The following is a 15,007-nucleotide window of genomic DNA, read 5'->3' as shown; positions in this document are numbered from 1 at the left end:
ATCACTCACTTTCTTTATCTTCCTCCAGCAAAATTATACATCAATCTCTCCTTCATTTCACTTGTATCTTGACCTAATGCTTCAATGATTTGAAAAGCAAAAGGATAAGGTGTCGCTGGTCCTTGACTTGTGATTATATTTTGATCATAAACAACAACATCATTTTGGAATAGACCACCTTTTAACTTTTCTTCATAACCTGTATATCCTGTGACTTTTTTGCCTTCAATGACTTGAGCATCAGATAGAACGATTGTACCTGAACACATAGCTGCTAAAATTTTATGATGTTGATTAAAATATTGAACCATTTGAATCACATCTTCATTATTTCTTAAGTTTTCTCCACCTGGTCTACCTCCTGGTAAAACAAGGACATCATAATCTTTGATTTCATCACCAAACTTCTGATCTGCTTTGATCATCATATGATGCATTCCTTCCACAAATTCATTATCAAAATAAAATGTATGACATTCTATATTGGCTCTCCTTAATAAGTCAACAATCGTAAGGGTTTCTCCTTCTTCATATCCCTTCGCCATCAATACAGCAACACGCTTCATATGACTCGTCCTCCTTTACATCAAAAGCATTGAAATAAACCATACGTTTTTTCACTGCCAAAGAATCTCCACCTAATAAATCAACCAGTTTATAAGCAAAAGCATAGGCTGTCGCTGGTCCTCGACTTGTTACAATTTGACCATCAATAACAACCTTATCTTCTAAATAATGTCCTTGATGTATCTTTTGATCATAACCTTGATATGCTGTAAAGTTTTTTCCTTCTAATAATCCAGCTCTTTCTAATACAATCGGAGCCGCACACATAGCACAAATATATTTTCCTTTTTCATTCATTTGATGCAATAAATCCATCATCAAATCATTATCACGCATAGCTCTCGATCCACCATAACCTCCTGGTAAAACAATCATATCATAATCAAGAACTCTTTCACTTAAAACATCATCACACGCAACTTCTATATCATGTCCTCCTTGAACAACCTTGTCAAATCCAAACATATCACATTGGATATGTGCTCTACGCATAATATCGACAATTGTGAGTGTTTCTCCTTCTTCAAATCCCGGTGCTACAACAACTGCTACCTTTTTCATATCCATCATCTTCCTTTCTTGCCTGTATCATAAACTGTTTCATCACTTTCAACAATGTATTTCCTAAATCAGGAAATGAAAATAAAAAAAGAAAATCATTTCAAATTTTCTTTCCTTCATCATTCATATTATTTAATGCATAATGAATACCATCATGATTATTATCCAATGTCACATATTTGACTTGTTTTTTGATTTCTTTTGGTGCATTTCCCATTGCCCATCCATATCCTACCTCTAACAACATATCTAAATCATTATACTGATCTCCAAATGCTACTGCTTTTTGAATAGGAATATTCCATAGTTGACATAATTGTTTAACAGCTTGTGCTTTATTAATTCCCTGTTCCATGATTTCAATAAGTATATCGGAAGATTTAACGATTGTCAGTTGTGGAAAATCTTTTTTTAATTGCTTTTCAACTATTAATGTCTGATTGGGACAACAGATACATAATATTTTATGAACAACTGGTAATGACAACAAATCATCTAAAGAAGCCTCTTGAGATTGAGCTTTTACAATGCTTTCTTCTCTTTGAATCTTTTCATCTTGGCGATTTTGAACATACCATTGATCAAAAGAATATACACACCATGTTATATTCATGGCATTTAACTTCTGAATAATTAACATAGCTAGTGGTGTCTTCATCCCTTTTTCATAGAGTATATGTCGATACTCATCCATAATAAGTGCTCCACTATAAGCAATGAGATGAGATTTGAAATGATTTTCTTCCATGATTGGAAAAATACCTGAAGGACTACGTGCTGATACAATCACAAATGGAATTTGTTTATTATGTAGCCAAATAATAGATTGTTGTGTTAATGGTGTCATTTGATGTTGATCATTCAACAAAGTTCCATCAACATCACTGAATACAATTTGATACATTTTATTCTCCTTATTGAAAGAGGATTGTTTTGACAACAATCCTCTTATGATTTCATTATATTAAGTATTTTACGAACATTATCATATCCATTTTTATATCCCAATCCAACAAGTATACATGATAGGATGCTTAATATCATGAATATAACACTTATGACTTGTACAAATGGATGAATGGATGATCCAAACAAAACAAAGACAAGAGAAATTGAAGAAAATATGATAAGGTTTCTTAACCATTTTTTTAAATGATTGAGCATTTTTGTTTGATATTGTACTTCTGCTATATAAGCTTCTTTGCGTTTGGTATCCATGACACTGTCCTCCTTTTAATATTGTAAACCTGGATTAAAGAATCCAACTAATACACCAACTAAGGCAATCACAACAAGTAATAACATAACTTTGATTGGTGACATTTTTCTTTTTGCTAGTAAATACCAGCAAAGCATAACAAATGCAGCTGTTAAAAATCCTGGATAAACACTATCTAATGTTTTTTGTAAATTCAAGTATGGTTCTGTTGCTCCTTTAGCTATTAAAGTAAAACTTGTTTGCACTGATACCCAAGTAGCTGCAACAGCTCCAATAACAATTCCACCTAACATTGTTATAGATTCTCTTAAAGCCTCTCCTTGAGGTCCTACTAAGAAATCAACAGCTTTACCACCTAATTCATAACCTTTGAAATATAAGAATTTCATTCCAAAGTAAGCAAATAAATTCCAAACAATGATATAGAAGATAGCTCCTAAAGGTGATCCCCCATTAGACATTCCTAGTGCTACACCTAATAAAATGGGAATGACTGTTCCAACGACTAATGAATCTCCAATTCCTGCTAAAGGTCCCATTAACCCAGCACGTAATCCATTAATTGTTTCATCATCTACATCTTCACCATTGGCACGGGCTTCTTCTAGCCCTGCTGTCATACCAACAATGACTGAACCAATCTGTGGTTCTGTATTAAAGAAAGCTGTATAAGTTTGCATAGCTTTTGCTTTATCTTGTTTTTGACTATACAATTCATTAACAATTGGAAGCATAGAACAAAGATATCCAAAAGTCTGCATATGTTCTTGTGAGAAACATGTTAAGTTTCCATAATACCAATTATGAAATGACTTTGTCAGAGTCTTTTTTGTTAATTTCTTTTCCATCTTAAATATCCTCCTCGTCATCATCATCAACATTTGAATTGACTGCTGGTTTATTGATTGTCAACATTTTAATACGATAATTAATTAATGCAAACATACCAGCAATCACAGTTGCAGATACAAGGTTAATTCCTAATGCAGCTGCTAAAGTAAAACCAAAGAAGAATGGAATGAAGTCAACTGCTTTTGTGGCAATCTGTTTTAATAAAATCGCAATTCCGACACATGGAAGTAATGAACCAACTGTAAATAATGTCATCATTGCTATTCCATCCATTGGTAAGTAATTTTTAATTAACTCTACCATTGGTGCTCCCATTTTACACATAATTAAAGTTGGAATAAATGAGCAAAGAATATGTGAAATCCAAGGCAATCCCATATTGACAACATATAATTTATTGAATTCACCTTTTTCAACGGCACGCCATCCAATATGTTGCCAAACAAGGTTAATTGTTGCTGTTCCATAGAATAAGACAGTTCCTAAAGTTCCAACCATTGTTCCAAATGAAGTTGCCATTGCTTGTCCATCTGCACTTCCAGCATCTAAACCATAACTCTTTAAAGCAATCATAGCTAATGGAATACCAATGTAACTTACGGCACGTACATCTGCTGAAACAGTACCACCCGGTGTCACCAAAGCAATATATACAACTTGCATTGCAACCCCAACTAAAATACCTGAATAAATATCCCCTAAAATAATACCACAGACTAAACCACCAATTAATGGTCTACCTAATGTGTAGTTCCCAATTGATGTTCCACCTAAACCAGGCATACTTGATAAACATGCAAATAAACCTAATAAGGCAGCTTGTAACCAACTAATTTCCATAAATGAAACCTCCCCTTTTTAATAACCGAACTTTCCTTTAAAATCATCCCATGTTCCTATAGAAACATCTGGCAATAAAGCAAATTTAATTTTATATCCTGCTTTTGCAATTTTTTCAAAAGCATCAGCTTCTTCTTGTGTAATAGATTGATTATTTCCTAATTTCACAGCTCCTTCACGATCATTACAAGGACCTACAATGACTGTATCAACACCACACTGAAACCCTTGATTCACTAATATTTTACACATATCTACAGGATTTTTTGTAATCAAGAAATAACGTGTATCACTATCTAATACTTTTTGTGCTTTCTTTTGAAAATCTTCTAAAGTCCAGACAAATGTTTTCTTTCCACTGGCAGCTTTATAGGCCGCTTTTAACACATCATTTTTAGCTGCTTTATCATTTACAGCAATTAAACCATCACAAGGATATTCACGAGCCCAACGTGTACATGTTTGACCATGAATCATACGATCATCAATACGAATAAATGAAACTGACATTTTTCTTTCCTCCTTTAAATATCTTCATCTTCATCATTTTCAATTTTCAATTCTCTTAATGCTGTAGTTGCTTCATTCAAGATTTGCACAACAAGATCATTTGTTGACATTGTATCTTTCATCAAAACAGTTGTAAGAGCTAATGGTAAATTCATACCTCCAATGATTGTACAATGGAGTCCTTTTTCACTTACAACATTCATAGCTGTTGTAAGTGGTGATCCACCAATTAAATCACCTAATAAAATTATTTCATCATCTTGACAAATCGGGTTTATGATATTTGAAAATTCTTCTGCAAATTCATCAGCACTTTTACCATTTTGTAACCCTAATGCTAAAACATCTTCACGTTGCCCTGCTAACATAGAAAGAGCATCTTTCAATCCTTCAGCAAACTGTCCATGACTTACCATTATTAAATATTTCACCTTTTTCCCCTCCTTCATTTGACACTATCATTGTATCAATGATGAGGTATTATTCCATCTGTCTATTGTCATATTTTCATCATGACAGATGATAGGAAATCAATATGACAAATGTCACAATACAAAAAAAGCCAAGAATCCTTGACTTTATCATTATCTTATTCTCTTAAGTATTCATTGATTTCATTTTGTAAAGAAATCAATGATAAATCTAAATCTTCATTGTTTTGAATCATTTGATTGATTTGAGTATTCATAGTTACAATTGCAGAATTATATTTTCTAAACTGACTTTGACTCATAGCATTTTCCATAACATCATTCAACAAGTTTAAATTCACTTGTGTATCTTCCAAAATATCACTATTTAATAAACTTTCTACATCATCAGACTGAATAACTGTTTTTAAAGATGAAATACCTTGTGAATACTGGAAAAGTGTTTTTTGTGTCTGCGTATCATAAGTTAATAGTTTTAAAAATTCCCAAGCTTCTTGTATGTGAGATGTTCTTGAAGAAATCCCCATCAACAACGATGAAACCTCACTACTATTATTTTCATCTGCTCCGGGCATTTGAATGCAATCCCATTCAAATTGCGAATATTTTTTAACACGATAAGGGTAAGGTTTGTATGTTCTATATTCAGCAAAGGACATAGGTGCAAAAGCGACTTTCCCCATATCAAAATCTTGTGATGTGACAGTGTACCCCTGATTAAGATTATATATTTTTTGTACAAATGAAATAGCATTTTTAACATCTTTTTGATTTAAATAACAAAATTCTCCATTTTCATCAAATAAATTGACCTTATGGCTATAAACAGAATCTAACCAATCATAATTATAACAACCATATTGATCTATTTGTCCATCATTATTTGTATCTTTTGTCACCTGTTGACAAATCGTATAGAAATCATCCAATGTCCAATCATTATCTGGAAGATGAATATGTTCTTTTTTTAATAACGTTTGATTAACAAACATTAACGTTGGATTACTTTCATAAGGCAATGCATATTGATGATTATGATATTGTCCAGAATATAAAACACTGGCATAATAATTCTCAATATGAAATTGCTGATCTTTTTGTATCAAACTATCTAAATTTTTTAATGCCCCTAATGCACTTAAAGTATTAAAATCTTCTCCCAGAACCATAAAGACATCTGGTTCTTCCCCTTTTAAATATTTAGCTGAAAGCCATTCAGAATAATCTTCTTTTAAAATTCCACTCTCATATTCAATTTGAACCATTGGATATTCTTTTTCATACCTTTCAATGGCCTGATCAATAATTTTATAACAATCTCCATTCGGAACATCCCAATTACTCCCTGCAAAAACACCAATCGTAAGAGTGAGCTGACGTGGACGATAAATAATCAAAATAAAACATGCAATCATCACAAGGATGCAAATTATCTTTTTCTTATTCATCATGAAAATCCTTTGTTGTTATACCGGTTTGTACAGCCCATATGGCTAATTGTGTACGATCTCTTAGATTGAGTTTTGATAAAATAGAGCTTAGATAATTTCTAATTGTTCCTTCAGAAAGATATAATTTTTGAGCTATTTCTTTATTAGACAATCCAAAGGCCACTTGTTGAATAACACGCCATTCTGGATGGCTGATATCTTTTATCGAACTTTCATCTACTTGAATAGCATAATTATTTTGAGTCATCTTTGAAAACATACTAAAGACTTTTGTTGCAATATCTGGATTAATCATGGCACCACCACTATTGACCGTAATAATTGCTTGATACAGTTCATCCATTCCTACACCTTTTAAAAGATATCCACTCGCTCCATATTTCAATGCACTAAAAACAAAGTCATCATCATCAAAAGTTGTTAAAATAATAATCTTTATATGGGGATATTGTTCTTTAACAATCTTCGTACAATGAACACCATCCATTCCAGGCATTCGTATATCCATCAAAATAACATCCACTGCTTCACGTTCTAAAATATGTAAAACATCTGATCCATCTCCTGCTACTCCCACAACTTGTATATCATCATGTGTTCCTAAAATAATCTTTAATGACTCTCTAATAAGTTCCTGATCATCTGCAATAACAACTTTAATCATGCTTATCCCTCTCCTTTCTTGGTAATGTCACTTCTGTTAAAAATCCTTGATGTCCATCAAAATGAACTTCTCCATTAATCATCGCTAAGCGCTCTTTCATCTGCGTTAAACCAAAACCAAAATGAACATCATCACACCCTATACCATTATCTTTTATTTTCAGATGCAAAAAGTTTTTATCATAATGCATATTAATTTTAACCTCAGTGGCATGTCCATGTCTTAAAGCATTCGTAATTGACTCTTGTATAATACGAAAAATAATATCTTCATCTGTTTTCTCTAAGTCAATATCTTCCAGCTGATAATCTAATTCAATTGTTAAATCACTGACACTTGAAAATTCTGCAATCATACGTTCAAGTGCCTCTTTAAAGCCATGTTCTTCTAAAGCTCCAGGACGTAACTTATTTAAAGAATTTCTCACATCTGTTATTCCTTGTCTAACAACTTTAGAAATCACTTGAAGCTGTTGCTTTGTAGCTGTAGGATTTTGATCAATCATCGCAATACAGGCATCCACTCCTGCTGCTATGCCCGTTAATGCATGACCTAAAGTATCATGAATTTCTCTTGCTAGACGTTTTCGTTCTTTGTTTTCCCCAATTTTTTCAGTAATAGCTGCATAATTTTGAAGTTCTTTATTGACTTGATTCACCATATCTAATTCTTCTGAAATTATATTGATTTTGTCGCATTTCATCAGCAAGATAAACAATCATAAATGCAATAAACAAGATAATATTGAGCATCTCTAAACATGAAGTGATAATCATAAGAACACCATTGACTTGTGAACCATATATCTGAAAATATTCAAACATATTGGTCATAGGTACAAATATAGAAAAAACATCATAACTAGATATGATATACACAATAATCAATACACCTAATAATCCTTTAGAATATTTTTCTTGTTTTAGGTTAAAAATAGAATCACAGAAGATAAGGAATAAAACACCATTATAGGACATGTATAAAAAATAAATTAAAAGAAAACCAATCAAAACTTCTAAAAAACTATAAAAAACATTCATTTTATATGAAACTTTTGTTGTATTTCTATTATATATAACAAAAATTAAAACTGCATATAATGATATAGAACCCAAAAAAGTAACGAGTGGGTGTTGTGGAAGATGTGTGATACGATCTAAAAATTCTCTGGCATATTGTATTTGTACAATATATTGTGTTGTCATTAAAATCAACATACTATAAAAAAGAATAATAACAAAATTTAATATACTGAGGGAATGACGTAATATAGATAGAACTTGTTGATAAGAATATTTCATTATTGCCACCCCGTTTGATCATACTTTGTTATGTTATTTTCATTGATTAACTGAACTGGAATAATAATATTTTTTTCAATAGCTTTCCCTCGTAATAATTCATACATCTTTTGTGACGCAATATTGCCAATAGAAATAGGTGATTGTGCAACAGTTCCTGCAACCATCGAATGATTACCAATAAGTGTTTTAATATCTGGTGTCCCATCAACCCCATAAACGATAGTATGATGATATTGATATGCCTGTAAAGCCGCTAATGCTCCTAAAGCACTTGGATCATTTAAAGCCATCACAACATCAACATCTTTATTTTTTTCTAAAATATCTTCCATAATAGGCATGGCTAATTCCAGCTGTCCTTCACATTCTCCCTGATCGATAATTTGATATTGAGAGTATCCATCAATTGTTTCTAAAAATCCATCTATACGGTCTTTCGCAGATTGGACATTTGTATGTTTTAATAGAACAATATTTGCTGATTTCAATCTTTTCATCATGTCTTTAGCACATTGAACACCTGCATCATAATTATCCGACACAATCGTACAATCAACAAACTGTTCCTGTTCTATAGATGCATCCATAACAATAATAGGTATCCCGGCTTTTTTAGCTGCTTTTAAAGCAGGAGTTACTTTCTTTGAATCTACTGGATTAATAAAAATCCCATCTACATCTTCATCAATAAAATCATAAATTTGTTCAATTTGTTTATCTATATCTAAAGCTGGATCTCTTACAAGAAGCTGATCTCCCCTATTTTCAATTTCCTTTAATAATTCATTGTTGATAACTTCATAAAACGTATTGTTCATTGTCATATATGTTACCCCAAAAAGATAATTCTGTCTTTTAGGAAAATAATCATTATTATAAATAAGAGTACCAATTAACATGACAACGATAAATAAACTCATAACAACAATCTTTTTCTTTCCTATTTGCATCATTTCACCTACTTTGTTTATAGTAAAGATATATCTTATTATATACTTTCCATAAAAATTAAGATAGTCTTTCCATAGGTTTATCTATTTCTTTTTAATAAAAAAGCATATTCTTCAATAGAATATACCTTTTGATTCATTTATATTTTCATCTAAAGACAAGACTTCTTTTTGATGTCGATGTCTTAAATATTTAGATATTGTTTGATTCTTTAATCGAATTTCAATATGCTTAGCTTTTAAATATCTATTCATAACTAATGCTTCATCATCTCTTAAACAATCTATCCAATGAGAAGCATCTACACTTAAAATAAAACGGACAATGATAACCAATCCCATAACAATGATGGCAAGAATAAAAAAGAGAATACCCAAAGGATAAATATGTTGTTGGATAAAGAAGATACATAACGCTATAAAAAGAGTCGTGATTCCAATAAAAACTTTCATCAAAATATAACCACCTTGAGCCAACAGTTGTCGTATTTCATAATAGAGTTGATAAACTTCTTTGGTATCTTTGATAATATTTTCTAGAATTGTTTCATGACTTTCTCTGATTGCTGTAATAATTTCTGATTCATAATCAAACATTTTCTCATCTCCTGACTTATATATTATATCTTAAGGATATATCTTCGTAAAATAAAAATATCAATAAACACTATCATCAATTAAAAAACATATTTCAACAAGGAATGATATAAAAATATATTCTTTCCCATTTATTTATTTTTTATTCTATTATTCAATCTTTTTTTGTATTTGGTCATAAAATAGAAACAAACAAATGTTATCATAAACTCATCAATAAAAATAGAAAAGGAGAAGATGATGCTATGATTAATACTGTAGAAAAAAATGAAGTTGTTCAATTTAAAAATGGAGATTTCGTATTAGATGTTACTATTGATTCCAATAATGAAACAGTATGGCTAAATAGAGAACAATTATCACAATTGTTTGATAGAGATATTAAGACAATAGGAAAACATATTAACAATGCATTAAAGGAAGAATTAGATAATTCAACTATCGCAAAATTTGCGACAGTTCAAAAAGAAGGCAATCGTCAAGTCACTCGACAAATTGAATATTATAATTTAGATATGATAATAAGTATCGGATATAGAGTAAAATCTAAAAATGGTATTCTTTTTAGAAAATGGGCTAATAATATATTAAGAGAATATTTATTAAAAGGATATGTTGTTAATGATAGACACTTTCAAGATATTGAATATGTTACAAGAATGCTTGATCAATACAAAGAAGCAGGTGGTCAATTGCCAAGTAGTGATGCTATGCTAGAGTTTTTAAAAGCCTACCAGAGAGGATTTAAAATATTAGATGATTATGATCATCATTGTTTAGAAGTACCCAAAGGACAAAAAGATATTTATATCATTCAATACGATGAATGTATAAAATTAATACACAATACAATGTTTGCAGATCAGGGAGATCAATTTGCCATTGAAAGAGATGATTCATTTAAAAGTAGTATATCAACCATCTATCAAAGTTTTGGCGGAAATGACTTATATCCAACACTTGAAGATAAAGCCAGTGCATTATTATATTTTATTGTTAAGAATCATAGCTTTATTGATGGAAACAAGAGAATAGGTGCAACGATATTTTTATATTTTTTAGATAAGAACAATGCTTTATATAAAAATGGAATAGAAAGAATCAATAATGATACGCTTGCAACCTTGACTATATTAGTAGCTACTTCAAGACCAGAAGATAAAGATATTATGATGCAACTCATTAAGACAATTATGAAATAAAACTCAGTTATATAACCCAATGTCATCGAATCCAATTTATAGATTTTTTAACTAGGAATGATATTAAAATAATTCCTAGTTTTTATTTCATATAGGCTAAAATAGACTAATACTTATTGAAAGAATCATTTTCATACGGATTTCTACTTTTTCTTTTGATAAAATCATTATCTAAATGAAAACAATGGATGTAAGAATAGAATATTTATAGTTGTTCAAATATATATCAAACAAGTTTACATCTTTCTTTAAAAAAGAAAAAGAGGCGATGTCATGCATCCCTCAAATACCATTAAAATGATATTGTTAAATCAATACAACAATCAAAGCATAAACGATTAATGTAATGACCATATATAAAGAAATAAATGCTGATTGAAAATCTTCATCTTCTTCTGTTTTATTAAGTGGGGATATAATCATAGGAACAGCAAATCCTGTTGGACTCATAAAATAAATCAAAACTGCAATCATATAAATCTGATCTGCCATCATTGATGGAAATAAGATAAAAAATCCTGCAATAATTCCTGCAAACAATACAAATCTTACACACAATAATTTGATAAGTGATGGTAATGCTTCTTTTTGTATTTTTAAATTAAAACCAATAATTAATAAAATCATTCCTACAATAGGACCCGTTGCCTGATTAATGGTGTTTGTATAAATATCTATGAGTGGTGTTGTTTGTAAAAAAGTATAACCACCTATTAAATTAAGAATTAACCCTAAGGTTACTGCAATCAAAAATGAATTTGTACACATTGTTTTCAATAATTCTTTAAAACTTGTTTTTCCAGATGTTTCTTTTGCAACCATAATAGGCATCACAACAAAAGCCATTAAGCTTCCTGCAATATCAAAAATAATTGTATTGCTGGCATAACTTAAACCAACGATAGATGTGTATAATGGTAAAGCGACATTCCCACCTTCTGTTGTTGTTAATAAATAGGGTGAAATATGAGCCATTTTTGCTCCTGTAAACTGACTTAACAATTTTCCTAATACCATTGTTAATACAAATGCGATAAAAACATATAATACAATCCAAATTACCGAAACTGATATATTGGCAGTAAATAAGACATTAAAGATCATAATAGGAAATAAAATATTAAATATAATATGGTTGGCTCCCTCTTTTTGTTGGGGTGTAATCCATCCTTTTATTCTTGCAAATACTCCTAAACCAATCATAAAAAATACGGGGAATAATGTTGATAAAGCTGTCATATATTTTCTCCTTTCATTTTGCCTTTATTATATGAATTCACCCAACATATATCAAATACTTATATTTTATATTTTCCTATACTTGTAAGGCATAGCAAATGCGGCTATAATGATAATAGGTGATGAATCATGGAAATAAGAGTCTTAGAATATTTTTTAGCTATCGCAAGAGAAGAAAGCATTTCTAAAGCAGCTGAAGTTTTGCATATTACACAGCCAACTCTTTCAAGACAGATGAAAGAATTAGAAGATGAATTTCATAAGCAATTATTTATTCGTGGTAATCGCAAAATCACACTCACAAAAGATGGCATCATTCTAAAACAATATGCTCAAGAAATTATCAGTCTTACCCAAAAAGCTGAACGTGAATTATCAAAAAATCAAGAAGAACTTTCTGGTGATATTTATATTGGTGGTGGTGAGAGTGGATCTATGCGTCTTATCATGAAAGTCATTGCTTCTATGCAAAAAATGCATCCAAAAATTCAGTTTCATCTTTTTAGTGGCAATGCTCAAGATGTTGCTGATAAATTGGAGAGTGGTCTATTAGATTTTGGTATTTTCTTTGATCCAGTCAATCTTTCTCAATATGATTATTTTACACTACCAGGAAAAGAAGTGATGGGTGTATTAATGAGAAAAGACGATCCTTTATCTCAATATGATGCCATTACACCTGATATGTTAAGAAATCAACCGATTATTTTATCTGATCAGGATATTGTAAAAAATGAAATTGCTGGATGGATTGGTGGTAATGAAAGAAAACTGAATATTAAAGTCACTTACAATTTGATTCATAATTCTGCTTTATTAGTCGAAGAAGGTGGAGGTTATGCTTTAACTTTCAACAATATTATTTCCACTGATGAAAATAGTTTACTATGCTTTAAACCTCTTTCTCCACAATTAGAGGATGGTATTCATATTGCATGGAAAAAATATCATCTTTTTTCTAAACAAGCTGAAAGATTTTTAGAACTATTGAAGGAAGAAATCAGTTAATATTGACATCTAAGCTTCATGAAGGTAAGGTTTCATGCCTTACCTTCATTATTTATATTTCCTCTCCATTTGTTTCAATAACTTTTTTATACCAAGTAAATGAATCTTTCTTATATCTTGACAAATCCCCTGTTCCATCATCATTTCTATCTACATAAATAAATCCATATCTTTTGTAAAATTGTCCTGTCCCCGCTGATACTATATCAATAGGTCCCCAACTTGTATATCCTATTAAAGGTACCCCTTCATCAATAGCCTCACTCATAGCCTGTATATGTGCTCTAAAATATTCAATACGATAATCATCATGAATACTACCATCTTTTTCTATTTTATCTACAGCTCCAAATCCATTTTCAACTATCATAATCGGTATATGAGGATAACGACTTGCAACAGCTTTTAGTGTGTATTTTAAGCCTAGAGGATCAATCTGCCATCCCCATTCACTTGCTTTAAGATAAGGATTTTTAACACCTCCAACAAGATTGCCACCAATATGCTCAGCATGAGGATCTGCGCTTACACAATTAGAAATATAGTAAGACATAGTATAAAAATCAATAGTTCCTTTCTTCAAAATATCTAAATCAGTTTCTAGAATATAAGATAAATCTATTTGATGATTTTTTAAATAAGCTATCATATAATTTGGATATTCTCCTCTTATCTGTACATCTGCACAAAAATCATTGAACAATGCATCTTTTTGTTGCCACGCTAAAATATCTTGAGGATGACATGTATGAGGATACCATGTGATATGACTAATCATATTGCCAATCATCAAATTTTTATTTATACGATGTCCTTCAATCACTGCTAATGCACTGGCAACAAGTTGATGATGCAAAGCTGTATAACGTTGTTGAGGGTTATCTTTCAATTCATCAAACGAACATGGTTGTTCTCTTTGTAAATCTTCTTTTGTCATATAACCAAGTCCCATTAGACTAGCAAGAGGATCTCCCATTGTTCCAGCATTAATCTCATTAAAAGTCAACCAATATTTCACTTTATGTTGATATCTTTGAAAGCATGTTTTCGCATATCTTATAAAGAAATCAATAACTTCTCTTGAATAAAATCCTTGATATTTTTCAACAAGATGCCAAGGCATCTCATAATGAGATAAAGTCACCATTGGTTGAATACCATATTTTAAACATTCATCAAAAACATTTTCATAAAACTGGAGTCCTGCTTCATTAGGTTCTAAATCATCCCCATGAGGATAAATTCTTCCCCAATTGATAGATAGTCTTAAAATCTTAAATCCCATCTCAGAAAATAATTTAATATCTTCTTTATAGTGATGATAAAAATCAATCGCTTCATGGCTTGGATAAAACTTTCCTTCTTGAATAATCTTACAAATTGTTCGTGGTGTATTTTGATCACCACCCAAAATCATATCTGGTACACATAATCCCTTACCATCTTCTAAATAAGCACCTTCGCATTGATTAGCTGCAAGTGCCCCACCCCATAAAAATCCTTCTGGAAAACTCATATTTTCTACCTCCTTTTATTTCATATCATCTTTTTATCACAACTTAATATAAAAAAATAGAGCATTGTACCATTTTAAAACAATGCTCTCATATTC

18 protein-coding genes are annotated in these 15,007 nt (G+C 30.8%); 2 read left to right on the top strand and 16 right to left on the bottom strand.

Annotated features, from left to right (window positions below):
• Positions 1-14: 14 nt before the first annotated feature.
• The 14 genes from ACGHJ8_RS01740 to ACGHJ8_RS01675 form a co-directional block, all read right to left on the bottom strand.
• Positions 15-566: a DJ-1 family glyoxalase III gene (locus ACGHJ8_RS01740; protein ID WP_390541351.1), complete on the bottom strand. Its 552-nt coding sequence runs from the start codon at positions 564-566 to the stop codon at positions 15-17.
• A complete protein-coding gene (locus ACGHJ8_RS01735) occupies positions 529-1,128 on the bottom strand; it encodes a DJ-1 family glyoxalase III (RefSeq protein ID WP_390541348.1) in 600 nt (199 codons plus the stop codon). The genes ACGHJ8_RS01740 and ACGHJ8_RS01735 overlap by 38 nt, the downstream gene beginning before the upstream one ends.
• Positions 1,129-1,228: 100 nt before the next feature.
• Complete coding sequence (locus ACGHJ8_RS01730) at positions 1,229-2,032, bottom strand: Cof-type HAD-IIB family hydrolase (RefSeq protein ID WP_390541345.1); 804 nt, start codon at positions 2,030-2,032, stop codon at positions 1,229-1,231.
• 44 nt (positions 2,033-2,076) lie between these two features.
• Positions 2,077-2,346, bottom strand: coding sequence for a hypothetical protein (locus ACGHJ8_RS01725; RefSeq protein WP_087357303.1), 270 nt, complete (start codon positions 2,344-2,346; stop codon positions 2,077-2,079).
• A 15-nt stretch (positions 2,347-2,361) separates the two neighbouring features.
• Positions 2,362-3,195: a PTS system mannose/fructose/sorbose family transporter subunit IID gene (locus tag ACGHJ8_RS01720; protein WP_390541342.1), complete on the bottom strand. Its 834-nt coding sequence runs from the start codon at positions 3,193-3,195 to the stop codon at positions 2,362-2,364.
• Position 3,196: 1 nt separating this feature from the next.
• Complete coding sequence (locus tag ACGHJ8_RS01715; RefSeq protein ID WP_087357301.1) at positions 3,197-4,039, bottom strand: PTS sugar transporter subunit IIC; 843 nt, start codon at positions 4,037-4,039, stop codon at positions 3,197-3,199.
• Between the two features lie 18 nt (positions 4,040-4,057).
• Entirely contained in the window at positions 4,058-4,549 is a 492-nt protein-coding gene (locus ACGHJ8_RS01710) for a PTS system mannose/fructose/N-acetylgalactosamine-transporter subunit IIB (protein WP_390541340.1), read from the bottom strand.
• A 14-nt stretch (positions 4,550-4,563) separates the two neighbouring features.
• Positions 4,564-4,980 (bottom strand): PTS sugar transporter subunit IIA, encoded by a 417-nt coding sequence (locus ACGHJ8_RS01705; RefSeq protein ID WP_211962182.1) that lies wholly within the window; start codon positions 4,978-4,980, stop codon positions 4,564-4,566.
• Positions 4,981-5,138: 158 nt separating this feature from the next.
• Positions 5,139-6,395: an ABC transporter substrate-binding protein gene (locus ACGHJ8_RS01700; RefSeq protein WP_390541338.1), complete on the bottom strand. Its 1,257-nt coding sequence runs from the start codon at positions 6,393-6,395 to the stop codon at positions 5,139-5,141.
• 25 nt (positions 6,396-6,420) lie between these two features.
• A complete protein-coding gene (locus tag ACGHJ8_RS01695) occupies positions 6,421-7,095 on the bottom strand; it encodes a response regulator transcription factor (protein WP_205089850.1) in 675 nt (224 codons plus the stop codon).
• Positions 7,088-7,756, bottom strand: a complete 669-nt coding sequence (locus ACGHJ8_RS01690) for a sensor histidine kinase (RefSeq protein ID WP_390541335.1) — start codon at positions 7,754-7,756, stop codon at positions 7,088-7,090. Before ACGHJ8_RS01690 ends, ACGHJ8_RS01695 begins: the two co-directional genes overlap by 8 nt.
• Positions 7,737-8,396 (bottom strand): hypothetical protein, encoded by a 660-nt coding sequence (locus ACGHJ8_RS01685; protein ID WP_390541333.1) that lies wholly within the window; start codon positions 8,394-8,396, stop codon positions 7,737-7,739. Before ACGHJ8_RS01685 ends, ACGHJ8_RS01690 begins: the two co-directional genes overlap by 20 nt.
• Positions 8,396-9,352: a sugar ABC transporter substrate-binding protein gene (locus ACGHJ8_RS01680; RefSeq protein ID WP_390541331.1), complete on the bottom strand. Its 957-nt coding sequence runs from the start codon at positions 9,350-9,352 to the stop codon at positions 8,396-8,398. The genes ACGHJ8_RS01685 and ACGHJ8_RS01680 overlap by 1 nt, the downstream gene beginning before the upstream one ends.
• A gap of 111 nt (positions 9,353-9,463) precedes the next feature.
• Positions 9,464-9,946: a hypothetical protein gene (locus tag ACGHJ8_RS01675; protein WP_205089848.1), complete on the bottom strand. Its 483-nt coding sequence runs from the start codon at positions 9,944-9,946 to the stop codon at positions 9,464-9,466.
• 245 nt (positions 9,947-10,191) lie between these two features.
• On the opposite strand from ACGHJ8_RS01675, the gene rhuM reads away from it, so the two are divergent.
• Entirely contained in the window at positions 10,192-11,148 is a 957-nt protein-coding gene (rhuM, locus tag ACGHJ8_RS01670; RefSeq protein ID WP_390541328.1) for a RhuM family protein, read from the top strand.
• Between the two features lie 306 nt (positions 11,149-11,454).
• Here rhuM and ACGHJ8_RS01665 read toward each other — a convergent pair whose 3' ends face one another.
• Positions 11,455-12,387 carry an AEC family transporter gene (locus tag ACGHJ8_RS01665; RefSeq protein WP_205089846.1) on the bottom strand — a complete coding sequence of 311 codons (933 nt, stop codon included), beginning with the start codon at positions 12,385-12,387 and terminating at the stop codon, positions 11,455-11,457.
• A gap of 129 nt (positions 12,388-12,516) precedes the next feature.
• Here ACGHJ8_RS01665 and ACGHJ8_RS01660 point away from each other — a divergent pair, with 129 nt between their 5' ends.
• Positions 12,517-13,395: a LysR family transcriptional regulator gene (locus ACGHJ8_RS01660; RefSeq protein WP_390541326.1), complete on the top strand. Its 879-nt coding sequence runs from the start codon at positions 12,517-12,519 to the stop codon at positions 13,393-13,395.
• Between the two features lie 52 nt (positions 13,396-13,447).
• Here the strand turns inward: ACGHJ8_RS01660 and ACGHJ8_RS01655 are convergent, their stop codons facing one another.
• Positions 13,448-14,911, bottom strand: a complete 1,464-nt coding sequence (locus ACGHJ8_RS01655; RefSeq protein ID WP_205089843.1) for a glycoside hydrolase family 1 protein — start codon at positions 14,909-14,911, stop codon at positions 13,448-13,450.
• Positions 14,912-15,007 lie beyond the last annotated feature (96 nt).

This window comes from Massiliimicrobium timonense (assembly GCF_042850985.1).
Lineage (GTDB): Bacteria > Bacillota_I > Bacilli_A > Erysipelotrichales > Coprobacillaceae > Allocoprobacillus.
This window is presented reverse-complemented; position numbering and strand designations above follow the sequence as displayed.